At 40.0% G+C, this 21,226-nt stretch carries 19 protein-coding genes and 1 pseudogene; 2 read left to right on the top strand and 18 right to left on the bottom strand.

What is annotated here, in order from left to right:
- Positions 1-2: 2 nt before the first annotated feature.
- The 6 genes from MKY54_RS14455 to MKY54_RS14430 form a co-directional block, all read right to left on the bottom strand.
- Entirely contained in the window at positions 3-980 is a 978-nt protein-coding gene (locus tag MKY54_RS14455) for a MoxR family ATPase (RefSeq protein WP_076217909.1), read from the bottom strand.
- A gap of 131 nt (positions 981-1,111) precedes the next feature.
- On the bottom strand, positions 1,112-2,200 hold the full coding sequence (locus MKY54_RS14450) for a GerAB/ArcD/ProY family transporter (RefSeq protein ID WP_076185951.1): 1,089 nt from the start codon (positions 2,198-2,200) through the stop codon (positions 1,112-1,114).
- A gap of 21 nt (positions 2,201-2,221) precedes the next feature.
- Complete coding sequence (locus tag MKY54_RS14445) at positions 2,222-3,373, bottom strand: Ger(x)C family spore germination protein (protein WP_076301985.1); 1,152 nt, start codon at positions 3,371-3,373, stop codon at positions 2,222-2,224.
- Complete coding sequence (locus tag MKY54_RS14440) at positions 3,370-4,812, bottom strand: spore germination protein (protein WP_076185956.1); 1,443 nt, start codon at positions 4,810-4,812, stop codon at positions 3,370-3,372. Before MKY54_RS14440 ends, MKY54_RS14445 begins: the two co-directional genes overlap by 4 nt.
- A gap of 199 nt (positions 4,813-5,011) precedes the next feature.
- On the bottom strand, positions 5,012-6,289 hold the full coding sequence (locus MKY54_RS14435) for a right-handed parallel beta-helix repeat-containing protein (RefSeq protein WP_339191197.1): 1,278 nt from the start codon (positions 6,287-6,289) through the stop codon (positions 5,012-5,014).
- Between the two features lie 859 nt (positions 6,290-7,148).
- On the bottom strand, positions 7,149-8,009 hold the full coding sequence (locus MKY54_RS14430; protein WP_076129318.1) for a DUF421 domain-containing protein: 861 nt from the start codon (positions 8,007-8,009) through the stop codon (positions 7,149-7,151).
- 207 nt (positions 8,010-8,216) lie between these two features.
- On the opposite strand from MKY54_RS14430, the gene MKY54_RS14425 reads away from it, so the two are divergent.
- Entirely contained in the window at positions 8,217-8,423 is a 207-nt protein-coding gene (locus tag MKY54_RS14425) for a DUF1657 domain-containing protein (RefSeq protein ID WP_036678243.1), read from the top strand.
- Between the two features lie 37 nt (positions 8,424-8,460).
- Here MKY54_RS14425 and MKY54_RS14420 read toward each other — a convergent pair whose 3' ends face one another.
- The 9 genes from MKY54_RS14420 to MKY54_RS14380 form a co-directional block, all read right to left on the bottom strand.
- Positions 8,461-10,254: a sensor histidine kinase gene (locus MKY54_RS14420; RefSeq protein ID WP_339174007.1), complete on the bottom strand. Its 1,794-nt coding sequence runs from the start codon at positions 10,252-10,254 to the stop codon at positions 8,461-8,463.
- A 16-nt stretch (positions 10,255-10,270) separates the two neighbouring features.
- Positions 10,271-11,851, bottom strand: coding sequence for a response regulator (locus MKY54_RS14415; RefSeq protein WP_076185961.1), 1,581 nt, complete (start codon positions 11,849-11,851; stop codon positions 10,271-10,273).
- A gap of 171 nt (positions 11,852-12,022) precedes the next feature.
- Complete coding sequence (locus MKY54_RS14410; RefSeq protein WP_175617374.1) at positions 12,023-13,708, bottom strand: extracellular solute-binding protein; 1,686 nt, start codon at positions 13,706-13,708, stop codon at positions 12,023-12,025.
- 72 nt (positions 13,709-13,780) lie between these two features.
- The gene (locus MKY54_RS14405) at positions 13,781-14,677 is read right to left on the bottom strand and encodes a carbohydrate ABC transporter permease (RefSeq protein WP_036678249.1); all 897 of its coding nucleotides are present in this window, start codon (positions 14,675-14,677) and stop codon (positions 13,781-13,783) included.
- Positions 14,678-14,706: 29 nt separating this feature from the next.
- Positions 14,707-15,675 (bottom strand): ABC transporter permease subunit, encoded by a 969-nt coding sequence (locus MKY54_RS14400; protein ID WP_076129315.1) that lies wholly within the window; start codon positions 15,673-15,675, stop codon positions 14,707-14,709.
- A 244-nt stretch (positions 15,676-15,919) separates the two neighbouring features.
- Entirely contained in the window at positions 15,920-17,140 is a 1,221-nt protein-coding gene (locus tag MKY54_RS14395; RefSeq protein ID WP_339190900.1) for an FAD-dependent oxidoreductase, read from the bottom strand.
- A gap of 84 nt (positions 17,141-17,224) precedes the next feature.
- Positions 17,225-17,785: a YeeE/YedE thiosulfate transporter family protein gene (locus MKY54_RS14390; protein WP_232061338.1), complete on the bottom strand. Its 561-nt coding sequence runs from the start codon at positions 17,783-17,785 to the stop codon at positions 17,225-17,227.
- 22 nt (positions 17,786-17,807) lie between these two features.
- Complete coding sequence (locus tag MKY54_RS14385; RefSeq protein WP_076129313.1) at positions 17,808-18,035, bottom strand: sulfurtransferase TusA family protein; 228 nt, start codon at positions 18,033-18,035, stop codon at positions 17,808-17,810.
- A 66-nt stretch (positions 18,036-18,101) separates the two neighbouring features.
- Positions 18,102-18,791 carry a YeeE/YedE thiosulfate transporter family protein gene (locus tag MKY54_RS14380; protein ID WP_076135115.1) on the bottom strand — a complete coding sequence of 230 codons (690 nt, stop codon included), beginning with the start codon at positions 18,789-18,791 and terminating at the stop codon, positions 18,102-18,104.
- A 173-nt stretch (positions 18,792-18,964) separates the two neighbouring features.
- On the opposite strand from MKY54_RS14380, the gene MKY54_RS14375 reads away from it, so the two are divergent.
- Positions 18,965-19,849, top strand: a complete 885-nt coding sequence (locus tag MKY54_RS14375) for a LysR family transcriptional regulator (RefSeq protein ID WP_076135116.1) — start codon at positions 18,965-18,967, stop codon at positions 19,847-19,849.
- A 2-nt stretch (positions 19,850-19,851) separates the two neighbouring features.
- Here MKY54_RS14375 and MKY54_RS14370 read toward each other — a convergent pair whose 3' ends face one another.
- The 3 genes and pseudogenes from MKY54_RS14370 to MKY54_RS14360 form a co-directional block, all read right to left on the bottom strand.
- The gene (locus tag MKY54_RS14370; protein ID WP_339173995.1) at positions 19,852-20,067 is read right to left on the bottom strand and encodes a sulfurtransferase TusA family protein; all 216 of its coding nucleotides are present in this window, start codon (positions 20,065-20,067) and stop codon (positions 19,852-19,854) included.
- A gap of 14 nt (positions 20,068-20,081) precedes the next feature.
- A pseudogene (locus tag MKY54_RS14365) lies at positions 20,082-20,408 on the bottom strand (PhzF family phenazine biosynthesis isomerase); the annotation flags it as partial.
- A 43-nt stretch (positions 20,409-20,451) separates the two neighbouring features.
- Positions 20,452-21,183 carry a DUF5071 domain-containing protein gene (locus MKY54_RS14360; protein ID WP_339190898.1) on the bottom strand — a complete coding sequence of 244 codons (732 nt, stop codon included), beginning with the start codon at positions 21,181-21,183 and terminating at the stop codon, positions 20,452-20,454.
- Positions 21,184-21,226 lie beyond the last annotated feature (43 nt).

The raw sequence follows: 21,226 nt of genomic DNA, 5'->3' as shown, positions 1-21,226 counted from the left end.
GGTCATTCCACCTTTCCGCCTCTTAAGGACGTCACGGGTTCAGCAGGCACCTCAACTTCACGAAGCACTTGCAATACAATATCCGCGGCTTGTCCCTCTCTTGAGCCTAATCCCCGATGAAGCAGCAGACGATGTGCAAGCACGGAAACAGCCACGGCTTTGATATCATCCGGTGTTACATAGGATCTGCCTTGAATAAGTGCATATCCCTGAGCTGATCTAAGCAACGCGCCACTGGCACGTGGACTCGCACCCAGTTTTACTGCCGTAGATTTGCGGGTAGCTTCCGTTATCCGTACGATATAACCTAATAAATCATCACTGATACTTACAGATGCGGCTAAACGCTGTGCGGCTTGAATATCTTGTGCCGTTGCTACAGGAAAAGACTCTTCGAGCGGATTATTCTCACGAAAACGCTGCAAAATATGTATCCCTTCATCAAAGGTAGGATAACCCGTAGTAATCCGCATCAAAAATCGATCTAATTGAGCCTCAGGCAGTGGGAAGGTCCCTTGGTTGTCTATCGGATTCTGAGTAGCAATGACAAGAAACGGTGCTTCTAATCCGTGCGTTACCCCATCGATAGTAATTTGCCGTTCCTCCATACACTCCAGTAGGCTGGATTGGGTTCTAGGTGTTGCACGATTAATTTCGTCAGCCAGCAGTATATTAGCAAATACCGGACCTGGTCTGAACTGAAACTCTCCCGTCTTCTGATTGTAATAGTTGATCCCGCTTAAATCGGAAGGCAATAAATCTGGCGTAAATTGTATGCGCTTAAATGAACAATCCAATGATTTGGCAAGAACCTTTGCCAGCAAGGTTTTACCCGTACCAGGTACATCTTCCAGCAAGACATGTCCATTCGCAAGTAATGCGGTCAGCAGCAGGTCTACTCCCTCCTCTTTTCCTACAATGACTTTGGCAAGATTGGCCCTAATAGATTTGATAAGTTCAGTTACTTCTTGAAGATTCATGTGAATACACCATCCAATCTGAGGATAATTATGTAATAAGTGCTTTAATCATAACAGAAAGCGTACCCGATTTATAATTCACAAAAAAAGCACTGTCCATAATTAGACAGCACCCGTCTTCCATTCGATTTTCATTTCGCAGTCTTATGCCGATATCGAAAGAAGGCTACAATTCCATAATAGATGGGTATGCTTTCAACGATTAGCCAAATGATCACAATGGCAAAGCTTTTGTAGTGTTCGTAATATCTGCCGACGTCGCGTGAATATAAGTATGCTATTGTCACTGAAGCCAGTGTTAAAAGGGGAACGTAAAATTTTTTACTATTAGTATTAAACAAACTTGCTACACATTTTGAAGCTACATAGATAAGGAAAGCGCTGTGAATAAACATCGAAGACGACCATATTCCAATCAAAAGCGGGTCAGTATTACCTAATAAATTATCTTCTTTTGAACTACGCACCATCTCAAGAAAAGGATATTGGAGTTGCTGGCCTAAATGTGGACCAAAACTCATCATTGTCAATAACCATCCTATTAAGACCGTAATTGAAACATAGAACTGCGCAAATACTAATCTTTTCATCATTTTCGCTTCAATTTTTAAATCAGGTGCAATGAACAAAAGCACAATCCATTCTCCAAACCATGACATGACCACAATAGAATCTTTCAGGGCGATTCCAGGATCATGATAATGAAAGAAAGCAGGTACCATATTAAAGTCCGCGTTTGGAAGGAATAAATTAAATAATATGATCACGGTAATAAAGAAAATAATAAATAATCCATCGGCCATATATGTAATTGTTGCAAATCCTAGACTTGCCGTGTACATGATTACGAGACCAACGACACACTGGATAAATAGAGGTGGAGTTCCTCTTAAATAATTCGAGCCGAAAAATAGTACGAAATTCTCTATATCGAAAGAAACATAATAAACACACCAGCATAGTAGGAGCAGAATCATAAATTTATGTGGCCATTTGCCAATGATCTCTTTTCCAAAGTGAACCCAAGCTTGATTAGGTCGCAGCTTACCAACATAGATTGTAAACCACAATAATATCAATCCTAATAAGGAGCCAACGATTAATGCAATCCAGCCTTGATAAGAGGAAGTAGCAATAATAGCTGGTATCAAAAAAATGGTGGTTTGTGAGCTAAAAAAAATGGTGATAAACCGGAACAGCTGCCACTTTGTTGTACGCATAACTTCTCCTTCCTCAGTTCTTTATTTTGCTGTCCCAAAATCCACAATCCGAAAGTCCGTCTTCACCTTAATATCTGCCTCATGAGCGTAGTAATTATCCCAACGTTCTCTTAATTGCTTCCAAAGTTTCGGATCATTCCATTCCAGCAACATGCCGAGCTGAAGAACATCCGCACCTGCTTGTTGGGATAAACGTATAGCTTCGGTCAGATTAGCAGTTACTTTATCGCTTAGTTTCTCTGTAATGATATTACTGATCTCCTCTAGATTTCTTTTCTTAGGATCCCTTAAATAAATCACACTAGCTTTTCCCTTTAATTTCACTGTAAAAACTGGACCCTTATCCGTTATTTTTACTTTTTTCGAAGATTTGGTGCTAACAAATACAACACTTGCTGCACTTTCTCCACCATCCCAGGTAACAGAATAAACCGACAGCTTAAGCTTGCCTGCGGCCCATGCCAATGCCCTCCCCTCTTTAAGCTTTAGTATTCCCTTCATTTTCTCATTCTGAAACAACATAGCTCCTTGAATGCCTGCCCAATATTGTGGTTTACCTTCTTTTGTAGTTTCTTCTTTTTTGCCAAATGAAAGATTATTTATAGCAAATCCAACGCCCGAAGCCTCAGCGAATATGCAGTCCTTAATTGTAGTCGAAAACATGTATTTTTCTGTTCCAAAGCTCCTCAGTACATCAGAAGGCAATTGTTCATAGATAGGTGTTAATGTATTCATCTCTTTTGCACTGCCGGGACTAGCCATGACATAGGTTCCAAGGGGGAGACTTGGCTCTCTTCTAATCCATAATAGGAGTTCACCGATCCCTTGTTCTGCATAAGCTTTCCCTAAGACAATTATTTTCAATTGAGAAAGACTAAGTTGACGTGTCAGATCTTTTTGAACTAGTAACATGGCGTCTGCGATCGTATCTGCGGTCTTAGAAACTGTAGAATAACTATTCCCATCACCGCCACCACTTGAGGGCTGGCTTCCCGAGTTGAGACGATTAGGCAAAGGAGAATTAATCGTAATTTCAACGGTGCCTGCTTCTTTGCCTACATCTATAAATAAGCCGTACACAAAGGTTAATTCGTCCAGTTCCACCTTGGACGACCAACAGCCTGTTAAATTTAGGAGTAGAAGTATAACAACTCCTATCTTTAGAGTTCTCATTTTTGATTCTGTCTCCTTAGATTCCTGTTGCTATAAAGTTTGCTGCGTTTCTTCATATAGTTAGAGGGAAAGCGAGATAATGTGTCCTTCCAATCTTCTAACACCAAAGGGGCAACGGGTTGTAAATACGGTGAGCCTAACGGTCTAAGATTAGCTAAATGTCCGTAAATCAAAAAAGCTGTAATATATACCCCGAGCAATCCCATTGTTCCCCCCATAATCAATAAAGGGAAACGAAGTAAGCGAAAAGTCAGACCGAGCTCATAATGGGGAATAATGTAGGTGGCAATTCCGGTAATGGAAACAACAATAACCATTGGAGCGGATACAATTCCCGCTTGTACCGCAGCCTGACCGATGACTATCCCCCCAATAATAGAAACGGTCTGGCCCACAGGCTTTGGTATTCGGGTTCCAGCTTCTCTAAGGGCTTCGAAGGTAAGCTCCATAATCAAAGCCTCAGTCAATGCTGAGAAAGGAATGTTCTCTCTGGCAGATGCTATCGTAATTAACAGGTTTGAGGGAATGATCTGAGGATGAAAGGTTGTAATCGCAACATAAAGCGATGGAAGAATCATCGATAGGATGGAGAACACAAATCGAACCATTCGAATCCAGCTTGCGGCATAGAAGCTTTGATAATAATCCTCAGAGGATTGTAGCATTGTAAAAAAAGAGGTAGGTGCAATCATTGCAGTGGGTGTGCCATCCTGTAATATTCCGATCCGGCCTTCCATTAAAGAAGCTGCCACCGAGTCGGGGCGTTCTGTATATTGAAATACCGGAAATGGTGTCAAGTTCCCCTTCCGTAATTGTTCCGATATATAACTAATGCCCAATATGCCATCAATATCTATTTCATTTAGTTGCTTTTCAATTTCAGCAAGAACTTCTTTTTTATAAAGTCCTTCAATATATACAACATACACATCAGTTTTTGTATATTTACCAATCGTATAATGAATAGTCTTTAGATCCGGATGTTTAATTTTGTGTCGGAGCAGGGACAGATTTGTTTCAATATCTTCAATAAATGCTTCTTGTGGTCCAATCACCACAAGTTCATTTTGTGATTCCGTAACCGATCTTTTCTGATATTGCGTGATCTCAAAATAATAAACATAAGGAAGCTCTTCAAAATAAAGCACTACTTTTCCAGCGACAATCAAATCCACAGCCTTGTTTATGTCAAACTCCTTAAGATACGGGATGGGAAAAACAGCTCCTCGATCCAGTCGTTCTAAAAAATCCGGCCATTTGTGCTCTGAATTTGCTTCATTTTTTAGCGGCAATGCAATATCTTTATGAAGACTCAGGGAATTTACGATGAATGGGATATAGATCAAGTCACAGGAATGCCCATGAAGGCGAATGTTTTGAAAAACTGCATCACTAGATCCTTCCAGTTGTTCTTTTATTGTTTCAATAATTCCAGACATCTGCAGACTACCTCCAAAATTGTGACTTGTTAATCTGGCTTAGTTTGCCAACGTGATGGAAGGTTTATACTTAAAACAAACCAAATAGGCACAAATCCGGTATAGTACCGGACTCATGCCCATCAAAATATCGAATAAAATGACCTATCTAATCCTACAGAGTCAATTAAATAAGGAGCTCAAACCCCTAGCTTTCAAATCAAGGAAAAGTTGTACCAATATTAGTTCCGCTAGGTGTTCCAGTTCCGATTAGATCGCTACCCCCAGTTAATTTGAGGAAACTGCCCAGACTAAAAGAACCATCTGCATTTCGCACCACTGAAGGTGTAAGACTTACAAAATCAGCGGCACTGGCCACCAAACCCTTGGCATTGGTACTTGCATTACTTTTCCACCACACATTAGTACTTAGAATATCGGTTCCACTTGTTTTGTCACTCGATCCTCCAGCAAAAGACAAGTTGTTCGTAAATTGGTGAGTACCGGCATCAAAAGCAAAGTTACTCTGTCCGTTACTCCAAGAAGTATTATTTGTTAACTGAATGGAACCTAGATTACTATTGTAAGTGAATCCGTGTTTTTTATTTTGAAACGCTATGCTATTCAGCACAATGTGGTTTACTGCAATTTTTTCACCACCTAGTTTAAATCCATTCCCATCACTGTTTGCCGTTGAATTTCCATCTGAGGTCTGTCCGTTCTTATAGGAGATACTATTCTTGATCGTCACCACTCCGATGGGGCCTGTTTCTGATTTACTGTAAAGATCCCAGCCGTCATCTGTATTCCATGCAGCTATACATTTATCGAATACGTTACCAGGACCTATGGTCAGCTTAGCAGCAAAACCATCAGCGTCTTCCCCGTTATCCGGATCATAATTATCATGAGAATACACTCCAATGATCTGATTATAGCTCGGCCATTGACTCATGCTGGTCAGTGATGAAGCATAACGGCTGATTTGCAGTCCCGAATCCCGATTATGGTGGGTTTCAACATTCTCAATAATGTTATAGTTTCCGCCAATAAAGATCCCATTGTCTCCTGAGCCTCTTATCTCTAATCCTTTTACCTTCCAGTAGTTACCGTATATCTGCAAACCACGTTGAGCTGGGTCAAATGGCTGAGCGTAAAAATCCAATATAGGCTTCTCAGTCCCATATGCAGTGATGTTCTTTCGTAAGTTAGAGCTTCCGCTATTATCTTGTCCAACAATTATTGTTGAAGAATACGTGTAAACCCCTCCACGCATATAGATGGTTTCCCCGGGGGCTACCTTCGTAATCGCTGAGGCCAGTGTGGTTGGACTACCAATTGTTCCTGCGTTGCTGTCCAGACCATTTGGAGCTACATAAATAGAGCCTGCAACTGGTGTTGCTGTTGGTGTGACGGTTGGAGCTACTGTCGCAGTGGGGGTTGCGCTTGCTGTTGGAGTAGCCGTAGGAGCTACCGTTGGTGCAATTGTTGGAGCTATAGTAGGCGTTGGTGTCGGAGTGCCCGTGGTGATATCGGAGACATTGATATTGTCGAACTTCGCTGCTGTCTTATAAGCTACAAGTCCTATACCTCCTGCTGTCAAAATGTTATCGTGTGCATTTAGCTGTAAAACATCATTAACATACATTTTAAGCGAATCTCCACTAAGCTCTAGCCTAACTGTATAGGCAGTCCCTGTAGTTATAGGAAAATCAGTTTTACTAGCCAGTGTTGAACTTGAACCATTCACTTTTTTTCGTATTTCAAGCGTCCCACCATTACTGTTAGACAGAGATGCAGCATAATAGTTATTTCCGTCAACATAGCGCCCGCACACATAAGTTCGATTAGTCCCATTGAAATCATCAATCTTCACATCAGCTTGAACGCTGTAATCTGTCCACGTGTTGCTACCGGAGAACGAACGTCCTTCGTTTTGACTGGATTGGTAATACACATGATTGCCACCTTCTTCAACTACAGACCAAGTTCCTGTTGTACTCGTCCAATTGTCGGCACTTCCATTCTCAAAATCATTACTGAAGATATTTGCTGCCTGAGCGGTAGGGTTACTCCATGCCAAATTACCTAGAACCAGCGAAGTTGTAAGCGCAACCATAATTCCGAATGAAAATCTTCCTTTTAGTTTCACGTGAACATCTTCCTCCTTGTTTTCTGATGTAAATAAAAAGCGAAGGCATTCCTCCAATCTTGTGTCATCTATAACTCCAGCCTAATCTCAACTATAATTAATATTTCGAAGTTGTACAGCTACTTTATGCCCATATTATTACATTTATTTAAATTAATATAAAAAACACCCTCGATCTTACTCGAGAGTGCCTTTATCTTTACCCTTAGCTTTGAATTAACGGTTTCAAAACCTTCAGTGAAGCCTGCAATTGCTCCGAACATTGTTCATACATTTTTTTAGCTTTTTCGTTATCTGTTGATAAACTGAACATCTCTAAATCAGCTTCACACTTTTTCAGCAAAGCATATAATTGAGGCTTATCCTGCGGCTGTGGGACTTTAAAGTTATCTGCATACAAATCGACAGTCAGCTCACCATAAGAATCAACTTGTCCAAGAAAAACATTCTCAACCGTAAAACCCATTTTCTCAAGGGCTCCATCCAGCCAGCTTCGCGTCAGGTTTAGGGTGTCTAATGGTTTGTCGAGCACTTTACCATCCATAATGACAACTTGCGACTCTTTCTCCGGGGCAACCTTTATACCCAATTGCTTAGGGGTTACCGGCTGATATTCACTCTTGAGTAAAACATTTATGGCTCCATCAGATTCCATAATCGCAAATTCCACTTCCGATATATTGAAAACGTCTTTTTTGCGTAATTCCTCCAGCAGTTCATCTGTGGTTAAACGTTCTTTTTTCATATGATCTTCGAGTATTTTTCCGTCCTTAATTAGTACGGTGGACTTGAAATCAATAAAGTCTCTTGCTTTTTTACTCTTCATCTGAAGGTATTCGATCCCTAAAGAACAAGCCACCCATACAATCAGTGCAATGAGCCCTAAATGCCATAACTTATCCGTATCCAAAGAAATGTAAGCGGCTAAGCTGCCGACGGTTATCCCCGTAATATACTCGAAGAACGAGAGCTGCGATACTTGTCTCTTTCCCAGTAATTTTGTTAAAAAGAAAAGTACAACCACAGCAAAGAGCGTTCGAACTACAACCTCTAACCACTCCGGCATTACAATTACCCTCCTTTTGAATCAAAACTTGTTTACTAACACTCATTATTTGTCAATAAAGGCGCATTCAATCCGGAATTTCACTACTTATTTATGGAAAATCATCTATTACTAGAAGTATGAATTTTTTTCCTGCATAACGCTAGAAGCATTTGAGGACAATAGCATTCGTCATGCTAATAATCCAACACAGAGGAGAGAAACTCAATGACAGTAGCCTCACAAGTTAAAACATGTTTATCTTCTTTAAAAGGTGCTCAAGCCAGTCTTGAACAATTTGCACTAGAAACACAAAACGAGAGTGCAAAAACCTTGTTCACGAACGCAGCCGAGCAAACACAACAAATCGTAACTCAAGTAGAGAACCGGGTAACCGAATTGGAGTCCGAAGAGCCTCAATATAAAGGATTCTAATTAAAATTAAAGGGGTCTTAGGCTAGAAAAACTAGCTTTAAGACCCCTTTTCATCATGTACAACATTCGAACGAATGCCACGCTTGCCCTTATTAGCAGGAATTAGTATCTGAACAGAAGTGCCAATTCCAACACGGCTAAAAATGGTTACGCCGTACTCAGATCCATATTGCAGTTTAATCCGCTGATCCACATTACGGACCCCATAACCTGTATTCGTGTGACCCTTTGGATCAAAAATTTGATCAATACGTTCCTGTCTCATGCCGATTCCATCATCAATGATGCGGAACAGAATATTATTCCCCTCTTTACGCCCAACAATGCGTAAATGAATGTGATCACCACACCAGGCGTGCTTCAGCACGTTCTCGATAAATGGTTGAAGAATGAGCTTTATAGTCTCATAAGGCCAGATTTCTGTATCAAAATCAAACATAACTTCCAGACGATCACCGTATTTAATTTTCTGAATTTCTAAATAAGCGTTTGCCTGCTCAATTTCAGTGGGGACCGGAATCATGGTACGCCCTTCATTAAGCGTCAGGCGATAAAACTTCGCTAATTCCAGCACCATCTGCTGCAGCTTCTCATTTTGACCAAACTTGGCTAATTGAATAATAGATGACAACGTATTATATAGAAAATGAGGATTGATTTGTGATTGCAGAATTTCAAGCTCTGCTTCCTTCTTCTGGAGCTGCGTCAAATATACCTCTTTAATCAACATATCGATATTTTCGCCCATATCATTTAATGCGGTAGCAATCTGAGAGAATTCATCCTTGCCTCGATAGGAAATACGCTTGTGAAGATCACCTTCCCGATAGGCATTCAGCACGTACACGAACTTATTAATCCGAATTGAAAAATATCGGGATATAAATATGCCGACAAAACTAAAAACTACACAACAGATGAGACACATCAAAATAATAAACAGTCGTACCTTCACTGCATCCTGTTCAAGAATCGTAATTGGAACTAGCGCGTTTAATTGCCAAGCTTGGTTAGAAACTGTAACTGTTTCACTAATCGTCAGGTAATCCTTATTAAGTTCGGCTTCGTTGGAATAGTGCTCTGGTAGTTCTCCCGATTGGTACATCGTTCTTCCGAACTCGTTTTTTAAAATTAGAATACTTCCTTTTCCTATCTTCGTATAATTCACACTATTGAACAGATCTGGAATGCCTACATTAATCCGCAGGAAGCCAATCTCCTTAGGTACGAGAGGATCATATGTATCTATTAATCTACGTAGCAACGAGATACGATTATTTTCTACATCGCGCTCAATCTGCCACCATTTCATAGTCTCCGCATATTTCTCGGTTGGAAAATCATAATACCAGGATTTCCCTTCAATCCGGTTCATATGGTAAAGATGATAGAAGCTACTATTATCCAGATAGCCCTCTAGTGAATTCGAATAGATCTCAGGAATGGATTCATTCTTTAAAAATAGCGACATCCCAATCCTCATACCCGTTGATTGAATAGCTACGTCCAGCTTTGGAAGTACCTTCATAGACATCCGGTCATAATTCTCCCAGCCTTCTTCATAGCTTCGCAGATTCCGATAGAAATCATAATCACTATATAATTGCGTTGATATCCGGGTAACTTCCCCCATTTTATAATCAATATTATCGCGAATTTGCAACAACGTACCTTTAATATTCGAACTTGTATGCTCGCGTAATGAATCATTGTACATAGAGTGAGAGACAAAACCTATCACAGATACTGGGATAATAATGAAAAAAATATACGTCAGCATTAATTTATACCCTATCGGCACATACTTATGTTTACTTCTTGGTTGTTTCATGCAACATCATCCCCCATCACTTCTCCCGCTTACGATACTCCATAGGTGTCATACCATAGGCTTCTTTGAATTGTCTGCTGAAGTAAGGAAGATAACGGTAACCTACCTGGCTCGCGATTTCATAGATTTTACACTTCGGATCTTTCAAAAGCTTGCCGGCTTGTTCCATTCGCAGCTGAATGAGTACTTCGCTGAACGTTTTCCCAGTTTCCTCTTTAAATAGATATCCCAAATAGTTGGGTGAGAAAGAGAACTGCTGTGCAATATCCTTTAACGTAAAATTCTCGCTCATCTTATCCTTCATCATTTGCATAATTTCTCTAATCAGTTTATTGTTCACTGACTCTGTTTTACTGCGTAGATACTCGGATATTTCAAACGTTTTGAGTACAAGCCAAGAGCGTATATCACTGATCGTATCGAATTGAAGCAAAATATCTAAACTATGTAACTCCATACCTAAGATTTCAAATAAATCCTCACTAACCTCTTTCAACTGCTGATCCAGCTTCCATATAATATACATGGCTAGATTATGAATCGTGAATTTAGATCTTAAACTACTCACGGATTTAAACAGCTTATCGATCTCGTCATAAATAAGGACTAACTCATATTCTTTCATCGCTTTAAAAAGTGTATCCATACGGGCATCCAACGTACGGGCATCAATCATTCCAGGTTCGCTGCTAACCGTTTCATACATAATTAGTTTGCCCTTGCCGAGAAACATCTTTCCGTCAACGGCTTCCATAGCTTGCCGATAGGAGGTGTGGACCTGGTCCATAGCAAATGTAGGCTTCCCTACCCCTACGGTCATAGTGACAGGAAATTTTGTGCGAATTGACTCATAAATTTCTTCAATAAACTTCTCCATCTCCTGTTCGTTAATCAACAACGCGATTCGATAAGAAGATACCTTATAGCAATGTGGCATACCGTGCTTCTGAGCAATAGTATTCACTTCATACAGAAAGTCCTTGGACATTAGATGTTTAGTTAGATTATCCTGTTCTTGCAACCAGTTGAAATAATCCAGCTCCAAAACCGCCACACGTATAGGCCATTCCAGCTTATCCAGACCGTAGGACTTCATAAGCTTTAACATTCCAGCTTGAGTGTCCCCCTCCCATTCCCCTTCAAATAAGCGGATCAACAAATCATTTTTGGCCATAGGAATCATATGCTGATAAGCTTCTTCAACGTCACGCCGTTTACTTTCATCATCTAAATCCTGCTTTACTTTCTGTAGTGCAGCAATAAGTTCCTTGTCATCCATTGGCTTAAGGACATAGCTATATGCTTTTAGTGAAAGCGCCTGTTTCACATAGCTGAAATCCTGGTAACCGCTTACAAAAATCACACGTATATCGTTTTTTTTCTCTATGGCAATCCGAGCCAGCTCTAGACCCGACATATTCGGCATATTCACATCACTAACAATAATATCAATAACATGCTGTTCTAAAATATCGCATGCCGTAAACGCGTTATTCGCTGCCTCCACGACCTGCATACCCAGTTCATTCCAAGGAATGAATTGTCTCATGCCTTCAAGATCAAGCATCTCATCGTCTACTAATAATACGTTGTACATCAACACAATCCCCCTTTGAAATGTTTTAATCCAAACAGCTGAATTCTACTAACCAATCTTTTTCAGTATACCATTCATTCTCTTCCCTAACAGCTTATAAAGCAATGAGTACAAGAAATGGGACGTAAAAACGAAGGCTTGCTAAATAGCAAACCTTCGTATTACAAATTATTATTTACCTAAAGCTTTCTTATTTTCTGTCCATACTTTTGTTACATAATCAAGGAATTTCTCATAGCCAACCTTGATAGAATCTTCATGTGCTTTATCAAGAATTGCTAATGCTTCTGCATCAGTCTTCGCATACATCGATTTTGCTCTTGCTGTTAACCAGATATCTCTGACACTTTGTCTGATAATCCCTTCTTCACTGTCTGGAGCCGGATCCCAATTCAGGAACTCCGTAAAGTCACCTTGCGAAGCCCAAGTTACTTCCATCTGCCAACGGTTACTAAAGTCAATCTTGTCAGCTGGAAGGGTTTGCAACATCATTTTCTTTGTATTATCCAAGAAAACAGTATTACCTACCCATACCAAGTCACCGGCTTTTCCGTTAATTTCGGACAGAGCTTCTGGCTCATTCAGATATTTATCTTTATTAAACTTAGGAGTAAGTCCATCTGCTTCAAATCCATCCCAATACCCTTCTGGTCCTGGAGGACCCCAGTTAAGAACCATAGAACCTTCTGGTCCTGTCATCCAGTCAAGCATAGCGAATACAGCCTCTGGATTTTTAGCGTTTTTAGTGATTGTAGCAACGTTCCAACCTAACTGATTATACGTTCCTGGAGTAATCTTACTTTGATCCAAACCAGCTTTGTAAATCGGTTTAATAAACATATATCCAGCTTCCGGATCCGTCTTCTTCATCTCTTCATCAGCAGTGGCGAGCAATTTCATTGGATCAAAAGTCGCAATAACAGCAAACTTGCCATTCATCGCTTTCTCTCTAATTTGATCTTCTGTTTGAGTATTCGCATCCTGCGTCATTAGCTTCTCACGCATTAATTTAGCAGCAAATACAACTGACTCACGGAATCCTTCATCCTTGTATATCGAACCCATTTTATCGCCATCAGGTACGGCGTATATTCTAGTATACGACAGATTACTCTCTTTAAAAGAGGAGAATAACTGGTCAATTCCGTTACCATCTCTCGCTAAACCCGTCTCGAACGGAATAACGTCAGGGAACTTTGCCTTAACAGCATTTAAATAAGCATACAAATCATCTGTCGTTTCTAGCTTAGGAGAACCAAGCTCTTTGTAAATCTTTTTATTAATAGCATAACCGGCGTTTCCGTTTGGTTGAGTTGTATAATAATTCGGCAGCTGATAGATCTTCCCATCAGGGGAACGAAGCAATTCCAAATGTCCAGCTGTTAAGTATTTCTTAAAGTTTGGATATTTATCAATATATTCATCCAAAGGAACTAGCATATCCGCTTGGCGAAGACGTTCTACGTCAGCACCTTTCTCGGTCCACACAATATCCGGCAGCTCGTTACCAACGATCATCGTTTGCAGCTTTTGAGCGTTATTACCACCAGAGCTAATTCCTGTGACATTGATCTTCAGATTATCTAAAATCCATTTAGAAGCAGCATCTTTGCCCCATTTCGGCATTTGATACCAGCCGTAATTTCCGTAGAATGAGACTTCAAGCGGTTCTTTCCCTAATTCATACAAATCAGCCGCAGGAGCTTCAGTTGCTGTGTTGACCGCTGTTCCTCCTTCTTTCTCTGGTTCAGCAGTTGCCGCCGGAGCGCTTGAATTGTTGCCACCACAACCCGCCACCAAAGTCGTTAATAGCAAGGTAGACATCATACCGAGAAGCATCTTTCTCTTAGTCTTCAATGTATTTTCCCCTTTCAATTTGTAATCTATGTTCAAAGCAATACGCTCTAAACCCAATCTCATTCTATCATCCTACTCTTTCAATGATCCGACCAAGACCCCTTTAACGAAGAATCTTTGTAGGAATGGATACACACATACAATCGGAATGGTTGCAACCATGATCGTAGCCATCGTTAATGACTTCGAGGTTATTTTCTTTGCCGAGTTAATATGAGCAATGGAGCTTGCATCTACATTAGACAGCTGTTCTGAAGCAATATTAGAGAACAATATCTGTCTTAAGATGGTCTGAATCGGCATTAACTCCTCTTTCGTAATGTAAATACTCGCTACGAACCACTCATTCCAGTGATTTACTGCTGTGAACAAAGATAATGTTGCTATAACTGGTCCCGACAAAGGAAGCACGATGCGGACAAAAGTCCCCCAATATCCGCAACCGTCAATCTTTGCTGACTCCTCTAAACCTTGTGGAAGACCTTGAAAGAAGGTCCGGAATATGATCATATTCCATACGCTGACCAGTGCAGGAATTATAAACACCCAAAATGAGTTGAAGAGACCTAAACTTCTGATAAGCATGTATGACGGAATGAGTCCCCCACCGAAATACATAGTAATGATACACATAATCATGTAGTATTTGCGACCCATCAGTTCACGCTTCGACATTCCATAAGCGAATATCGAAGTGGCCAGTATCGCTGTTACTGTACCGATTACTGTCCGCAATGTAGCAATGACGAATCCACCCATTAGACGAGAATCTTCAAAAACGATCTTATAATTCTCAAGCGTGAACTCACGGACCCAGAAAGTAACTCCACCTTTCGAAGTATCCATCCCCTCATTAAAGGAAATAACAAGTGAGTTCCAAAATGGATAAAAAGCGGAAAATGCCAGTAAGGTCAAAAATACATATATGAATCCTATAAATATTCGATCTCCTATATTAATACGTTTCATAGTTTGGTCCCCCTATATTGAGTAATTCATTACCACAAGCTGTTCCCTGCTCTTCTGGCAATGAAGTTGGCAAAGGTAAGTAATGTCACGCTGATCACGGCCTTGAACAATCCGATAGCAGTCGCATAGGAGTACCTGAAATTGTCTATACCGACACGTACAACATATACATCAACTGAATCTGACACTTCTCGTAGAGCTGGATTGGAAGCTAGGATCAAAATATCTTCGAATCCTGCATTCACCAGATTACCGATTGCCAAAATCATAAAGATGATTACAACTGGCATAATTGAAGGCAACGTTATCAAATATATCTGTTTAAACCGACTTGCACCATCCATCGAAGCCGCTTCGTATAAATGCGGGTCAATACCAGCAATGGCAGCTAAGTACACGATTGAAGCAAATCCAATTTCTTTCCATACATTGGTTGTAACTAAAATGCCCCAGAAATATTCTGTCATGGAAAGGAAGTTGATCGGTTCATCAATGAATTTCAATTTCTCAAGCAGCATATTTATACTGCCGTTATCTACGGATAACATCGAGGTAACCATTGAGCCGATAACTACCCAAGATAAGAAGTGTGGCAAGTAAGTAACGGTCTGAATCACCCGTTTAAAGAACATCTTACGGACTTCGTTCAGCATTAACGCCAAAATAATCGGTGCAGGAAATCCAAAACAAAACTTCAGTAAGCTGATAATGATTGTATTTTTCATAACCACTTCAAATTCAGGAGCATTAAAGAAGTAAATAAAGTGCTTTAAGCCAACCCAGTCACTGCTAATAAAGCTATTTCCTAACTTGTAATCCTGGAATGCAATTAGAATCCCGTACATGGGGATATAGGCAAAAATAAAAACTAGAACAAGTGCTGGTAATACCATAAGCTGTAGATCTATTTGCTTAAAAAAGCGTCTGATCCCGCTAGTTCGTTGCTTGTTGAGATTCGGTCCGGATCTCTTGTCTGGTGCGACGCTTGCGTTCGCCATAGGTGAATCCTCCTTGTGATGATTTTGAAGATATGTACAGATAATTGATGTCCTTTCTCCCTCCGCTATAGTTGCAACATTTATAAAATAATCATAAGGTTTAAGCGCTTTCAAAAATATATGACAAAACAACTATTATTGATACTTTGACACTCTCTTGCATTAGCTCGTCTCATATTCCTTAAGCTTGAATAAAAAAAGACACATACAGAGATAACATCTGTATGTGTCTTTGACTTTCTCCTTAATTAGCAAGAGTCCTCAGTATTTCTTCATTTATCTTTTCAGTAATTACTTTTTGGACCTTCCCATTATCCAGATAAACAATAGAAGGAACTGAATCTATCCCTAGCTTGGCAGCAAGTCCGGGTGACTTATATACATCTACCTTTGTGACCCTGACATCCGAATGGGATTGCTCAAATCCCTCAATTAGAGGCAATAACTCCCGACAGGAAGGATCTGTGGCATTCCATAAATAAACAACAGATGCTTTGCCTTGATTCAGAATTTGATGCTCATACACCTCACATTCAGATATATACTTCTCTGCACCATACCCTGCAATGGCACCATCGCCAACAGCGGTAGCAACTTGTTTAAGAAACTTATCGCACACATCTCCTGCTGCAAAGACCCCAGGTATATTCGTTTCCATTTTCTCATTAATAAGTACATATCCATTACGATTTAGATCTACTACCCCTGATAAAATTTCTGTGTTAGGGGTGTATCCAATAAATAAGAAACATGAATCGACCTTTACGTTTTGCAGTTCATTAGATTTTAAATTTTTCAGGACGACGGAATTCAAACGTTCCTCACCTTCGAAAGAACTTACCACCGTATTCCACATGAATTCCATTTTAGGGTTTTCTAGTGCCTGCGTTTTGGCAATTTCATTACAATCCATTTTCCCATGATCATGCATGACAGATACGATCACTTTATCTGCAAACTTAGTCAGAAACATCCCTTCCTCAATAGCTGCATCACCACTGCCAACGACCATAACTGTTTTCCCCGTATTTGCCGCAGCGTCACAGGTTGCACAGAAGGAAATCCCTTTATCATATAAGAACATATCTTCATTAGCTGCACCTGTAATTCTTGGTTTTCCTCCACTGGCTATGATAATGACTTTACATTCATATCGAACCCGAAAGGTTTCCACTACTTTAATCCCTTCCGCTGCCGAGACAGATTTGACATCTGTCATTTTGAAATCCACACCAAATTTTTTGGCTTGTTTATGAAATAATCCCATAAGATCTGTTCCGGTCGTTCCTTCAGGAAAACCAGGATAATTTTCTATTTCATTAGTATAAGTCGCAAGACCGCCTACCAGCGATTTTTCCAAAAGAAGTGTCTTCAATTTTGCTCGTCCACAATAGATCCCTGCTGTTAATCCAGCAGCCCCGCCACCGATAATGACGACATCATACTGTTCTGTCTTCTTTTCCATTTCAATTGACCCTCCTGTGTAGACTATGATTTCAATAAAATAGGCTGACTCTCGTCAGCACTATAAGCTCAGCCTATTTCACTTTTACATAAAGAATTTGGCTAATAATTTACTGCCTATAAATGCACCAACCAGCAGGAACAATCCAAAAATCCAGCCTGAAAGCGATAAAGAAGCTATAGCCGTAAATAATGCACCTATATTACATCCATTAGCCAGTCTAGCTCCGTACCCCATGAGCAACCCACCAAGTACAGCCGCCACTACCTGCTTTTTGGACTTAATTTTCTTAAGCTTGAACTCGGAAGCAAACAATGTCGCTGCTAATGCACCTAAGATAATCCCTACATTTCGAATGGACCCACCATCATTCAAAAATCCGGAAGATAATGTTTTTTGAGCTTTCTCCGTACTAAAGTAAGCCCAGTTATCTACATTTCCTCCTACCAGTCGATACGCCCAAGCTCCCCAGTCCGCGAAGGCGCTGGTTACTCCCCATCCTTTTGAGAAAACAGCCAGATGTGCTGTAGCGAACACAGCGAGAAGTACAGCTCCAGTTACATAAGTAAACGGTTCTTTGAGCAATTGCTTGTAAAAGCGGTTAGACGATATCTTCAACCAGAATTCGTTCACCGTTTCATTCACCGTCCTTTCCTACTTAGCGATCCTATTTTACCTTCTCAATAACAACTTCCCACTCGCCATCATCGACCTCTTCGATTTCCACATTATGTCCCTGTTTTCTCGCCCATTCTGGTACGTTTTTCATTGCGCAGCTATGATCAATAGCAACAACTAGAACGTCTCCAACATTTAGTTCAGTCATTTTCTTTTCTGTTCTCATTAACGGTACCGGACAAGCTTCTCCCAGGCAATCAAGTGTAAATTCAGCCATCTTAAAAACCACCTTTTATATTTTTTAAAATTCCTAATAGTGAAAATATTCACGTAATAACTTAAACTAATCTGCGCTTCCCATCTTTTTCTCTTGCCATTTAACTGCAGCGATGTACAACAGAAGAATGATCAGGAACTGAACAACTAGCGCTCCAAGCCAACCAAAGACGTCTGGTAAAAATACAGTGGGTGCATCCTTTATAACGTTAGCTCTCCACCAACCCATATCATGTGATCCCCAAAGTGACCCAATGACAAAAAACACAAGTGACAACATCTGCATCGTGAATCCTTCACCTACACGCATCAATGTACCCGAAGCGCAACCCCCTGCAATAACCATGCCTATTCCGAATAATACTGCGCCAATTATCAAAGCAAAACTGATTTGACCCACATTATCCATCCCAGGAATCGGTTTACCTTCCAGGAATGCTGGATACTTTATGGCTGTAAATCCGATCGTAGCGAGAGAAAATGCTATCAGTACAGCTCTTGTTACCGATGTGCTGCCTGTAATACATGGATCTCTAAGTGATGCAGTAAAACAGAAACGTGATCTTTGCAAAATAACGCCAAACGAAATACCGAAAAGCAGGTAGACAACCATTTTATCGTGGGAATGGTCTAGGAAAAAACCAAACCCAATAATGAGAACTGTGACCAGCAACGCGATGGGCAACTGACTCTTTTTAGGTTTTCTAGGAGCTCTGGTTCGAGTTGATTTCGTTTCGGGACTTACGGTTTGCCCCATAGTCTAACACCTCCATCGTTTTATGTAATTGACTATGTGAAAATAGTAACATACTTATTTGCGCTGTGGTTATCTGCTTTCTTTATGCTGTATAAGTGTTACTAATGGCACAGATGGAGCGTAATCAAGTATGCTATAGTTTGCACTAACAGCGGGCAACAGGAGGAATAAGTATGAATATGGAAACGCTTAAATTATTTTTAGATATTGCTTCGTTAAAAAGTATATCTAAAGCCGCTCAGAAATCTCATATCACCCAATCCGCACTGAGTCAGCAGTTGAAATCCTGGGAGAATACCTTGGGTTCTGAGCTTTTTGTGAGAAGTAATAAAGGGGCCAGCCTAACAGAAGCAGGGATTATAGCAGAGAAGTATGCGGAGCAAATCTGTAAATTGTATGATGATATGGTCACAGAGATCAATCATTTACAGCCAACACAACATGAGCTGTCTATTTATGCGATTCCAGAAGTCTGTAATTATGCCCTGCCATGTACTTTATATGAGGTAAAAAAGCATTTTCCCAATTGCCATATCACTCTAAACGAAGGGGCATCGTCACTGGTAGAAGAACGTTTGCTTCTTGAAGAAGGTGATGTTGGCTTTATTTCCGGGCCTTCCCCGAAATCTGAATTAAGCTCCAATATGGTGTTTTCTGATCAAGTTATGCTAGTGGCAAGCAGTACGACCGTTTGTCCTGATAAAATCACACTGAATGAGCTCCCTAAATATCCGTTAATCTGGTCCTCACAGCTTCATTGTGTGCAAAGGGCTTTAAATAACATATCTGCGGGTGAGCTTAAATTAAACATACTGTTTAATCTGGACTCCCTTGAGGCGGTAAAGCTTGCTGCAATTAGAGGACATGGTGTTGCCTTTCTGCCTTATATGTCCATAAAAAAAGAGTTGTATAGTAAACAACTCAAGATTATTCATATTGATCAGTTCCAAGTAAATAACGATGTCTACATGGTAAAAAAACATAATCAGCGTTGTGACAATGATACGAAACAATTAATTCGTTATATAGAAAAGACATTGATTGATACATTGTGTTGAACTTATATCTCAATCGTAATCTCCCATACCCCATTAATAACTTCTTGGATGGTACATTTCAAATTTGAACCACGACAGTAATCCGTGATGGAAACTTTTGCGCAGCTATGATCAGTAACCAGAATCACCTGTTCGCCATTTTGAATGGCTTTTTGATGTTTTTTTAACATCATTACTGGTACTGGACAGATTTCTCCCAGACAATCAATTTCAATCATGAAGTTACCATACTGAATTGAATGGGTAGCACCCCCACGTTTGTTTCGATCTTTATCGAGCCAGCCTCACCAAGGATCCCCTTTGTTTTTAAAGCAAATAAAGATGCCATTGTAGCATGTCCACAAAGATTGATCTCATGGCCTGGCGTAAAATACTTAAGCCTTAAATCAGCTACATCTGATGAGACTACAAAAACTGTTTCGTTAAAACCGACCTTATGAGCTATCGCTTGCATGTCACTTTCGCTCAAATGAGCCGCATCTAATACTACACCAGCTGGATTTCCTTTGTTGGGATAAGGAGAAAAAGCATCATAATGAAGTACTTTTATGTTGTTCATTGGTTAGTCTCCTTTCAATTTATTTCAGTAAAGCTTGATAACTTCACGAAGTGAGAAACTCAGCAGTAAAAATTTCTATTTCTCTTAAAACTTCTTGGCGGTTAGATATCGCATTACATATATAAAAACGGTCTTTATTGTGCTCATGAAACTGTTTAATTACATTAGGCTGCTGATTTAAGAATTCTTTATGAAGAGCTTCACAATCAATTTCAAGATGAGTATCATGAAGTTCCTTGAGTTCAAATACAAGGACATCTTTTTTGTGCTGGATTATTTCACAGACCACATCTTTTGCGTATATACCGTGAGTTAATAAGATTCTTAATGCCGATAGGTCATTGGCTTTTTCCTGTGAAATCTTAATTAATTCTGCTTGTATCTGTTGGACTTGTTTCGTGTTCCAATGATCAATTAATTTTTCGAAAATCCAATACACCCATTCTTGATCATCGCTGTGTTGATTTAGTACATCTTTAACATATGGAATCATCGGATCCCCTATTTCAAGTAAAAAACCAGCTATTTCCCCCGCACCTGGCCAATTTAAATCTTGTATCCATTCAAGCAAACCCGGCAATATGCTTTTCACACGTGGATATCCTAAACGTATGACTGTTTCAGCCGCTCCATCCCAATAGTCTTTTGATATAGGTTGTACTAATAAATGCAAAGCTTCATCCTTTATATATTGTAGCTTATTAATTGCATCTTCCTTTTCCTCTTCGCGTGTGTGCCATGATAACTTTTTGATTAAATTTGATACTTCATCCACTATATTCACCTTCTAACTTGAATTTTCCCCCACGCCGTTCTAG

This window comes from Paenibacillus sp. FSL P2-0121 (genome assembly GCF_037975345.1).
Taxonomy (GTDB): domain Bacteria; phylum Bacillota; class Bacilli; order Paenibacillales; family Paenibacillaceae; genus Paenibacillus_AQ; species Paenibacillus_AQ odorifer.
The sequence above is the reverse complement of the archived record's forward strand: the minus strand, read 5'-3'. Positions and strand labels throughout refer to the sequence as shown.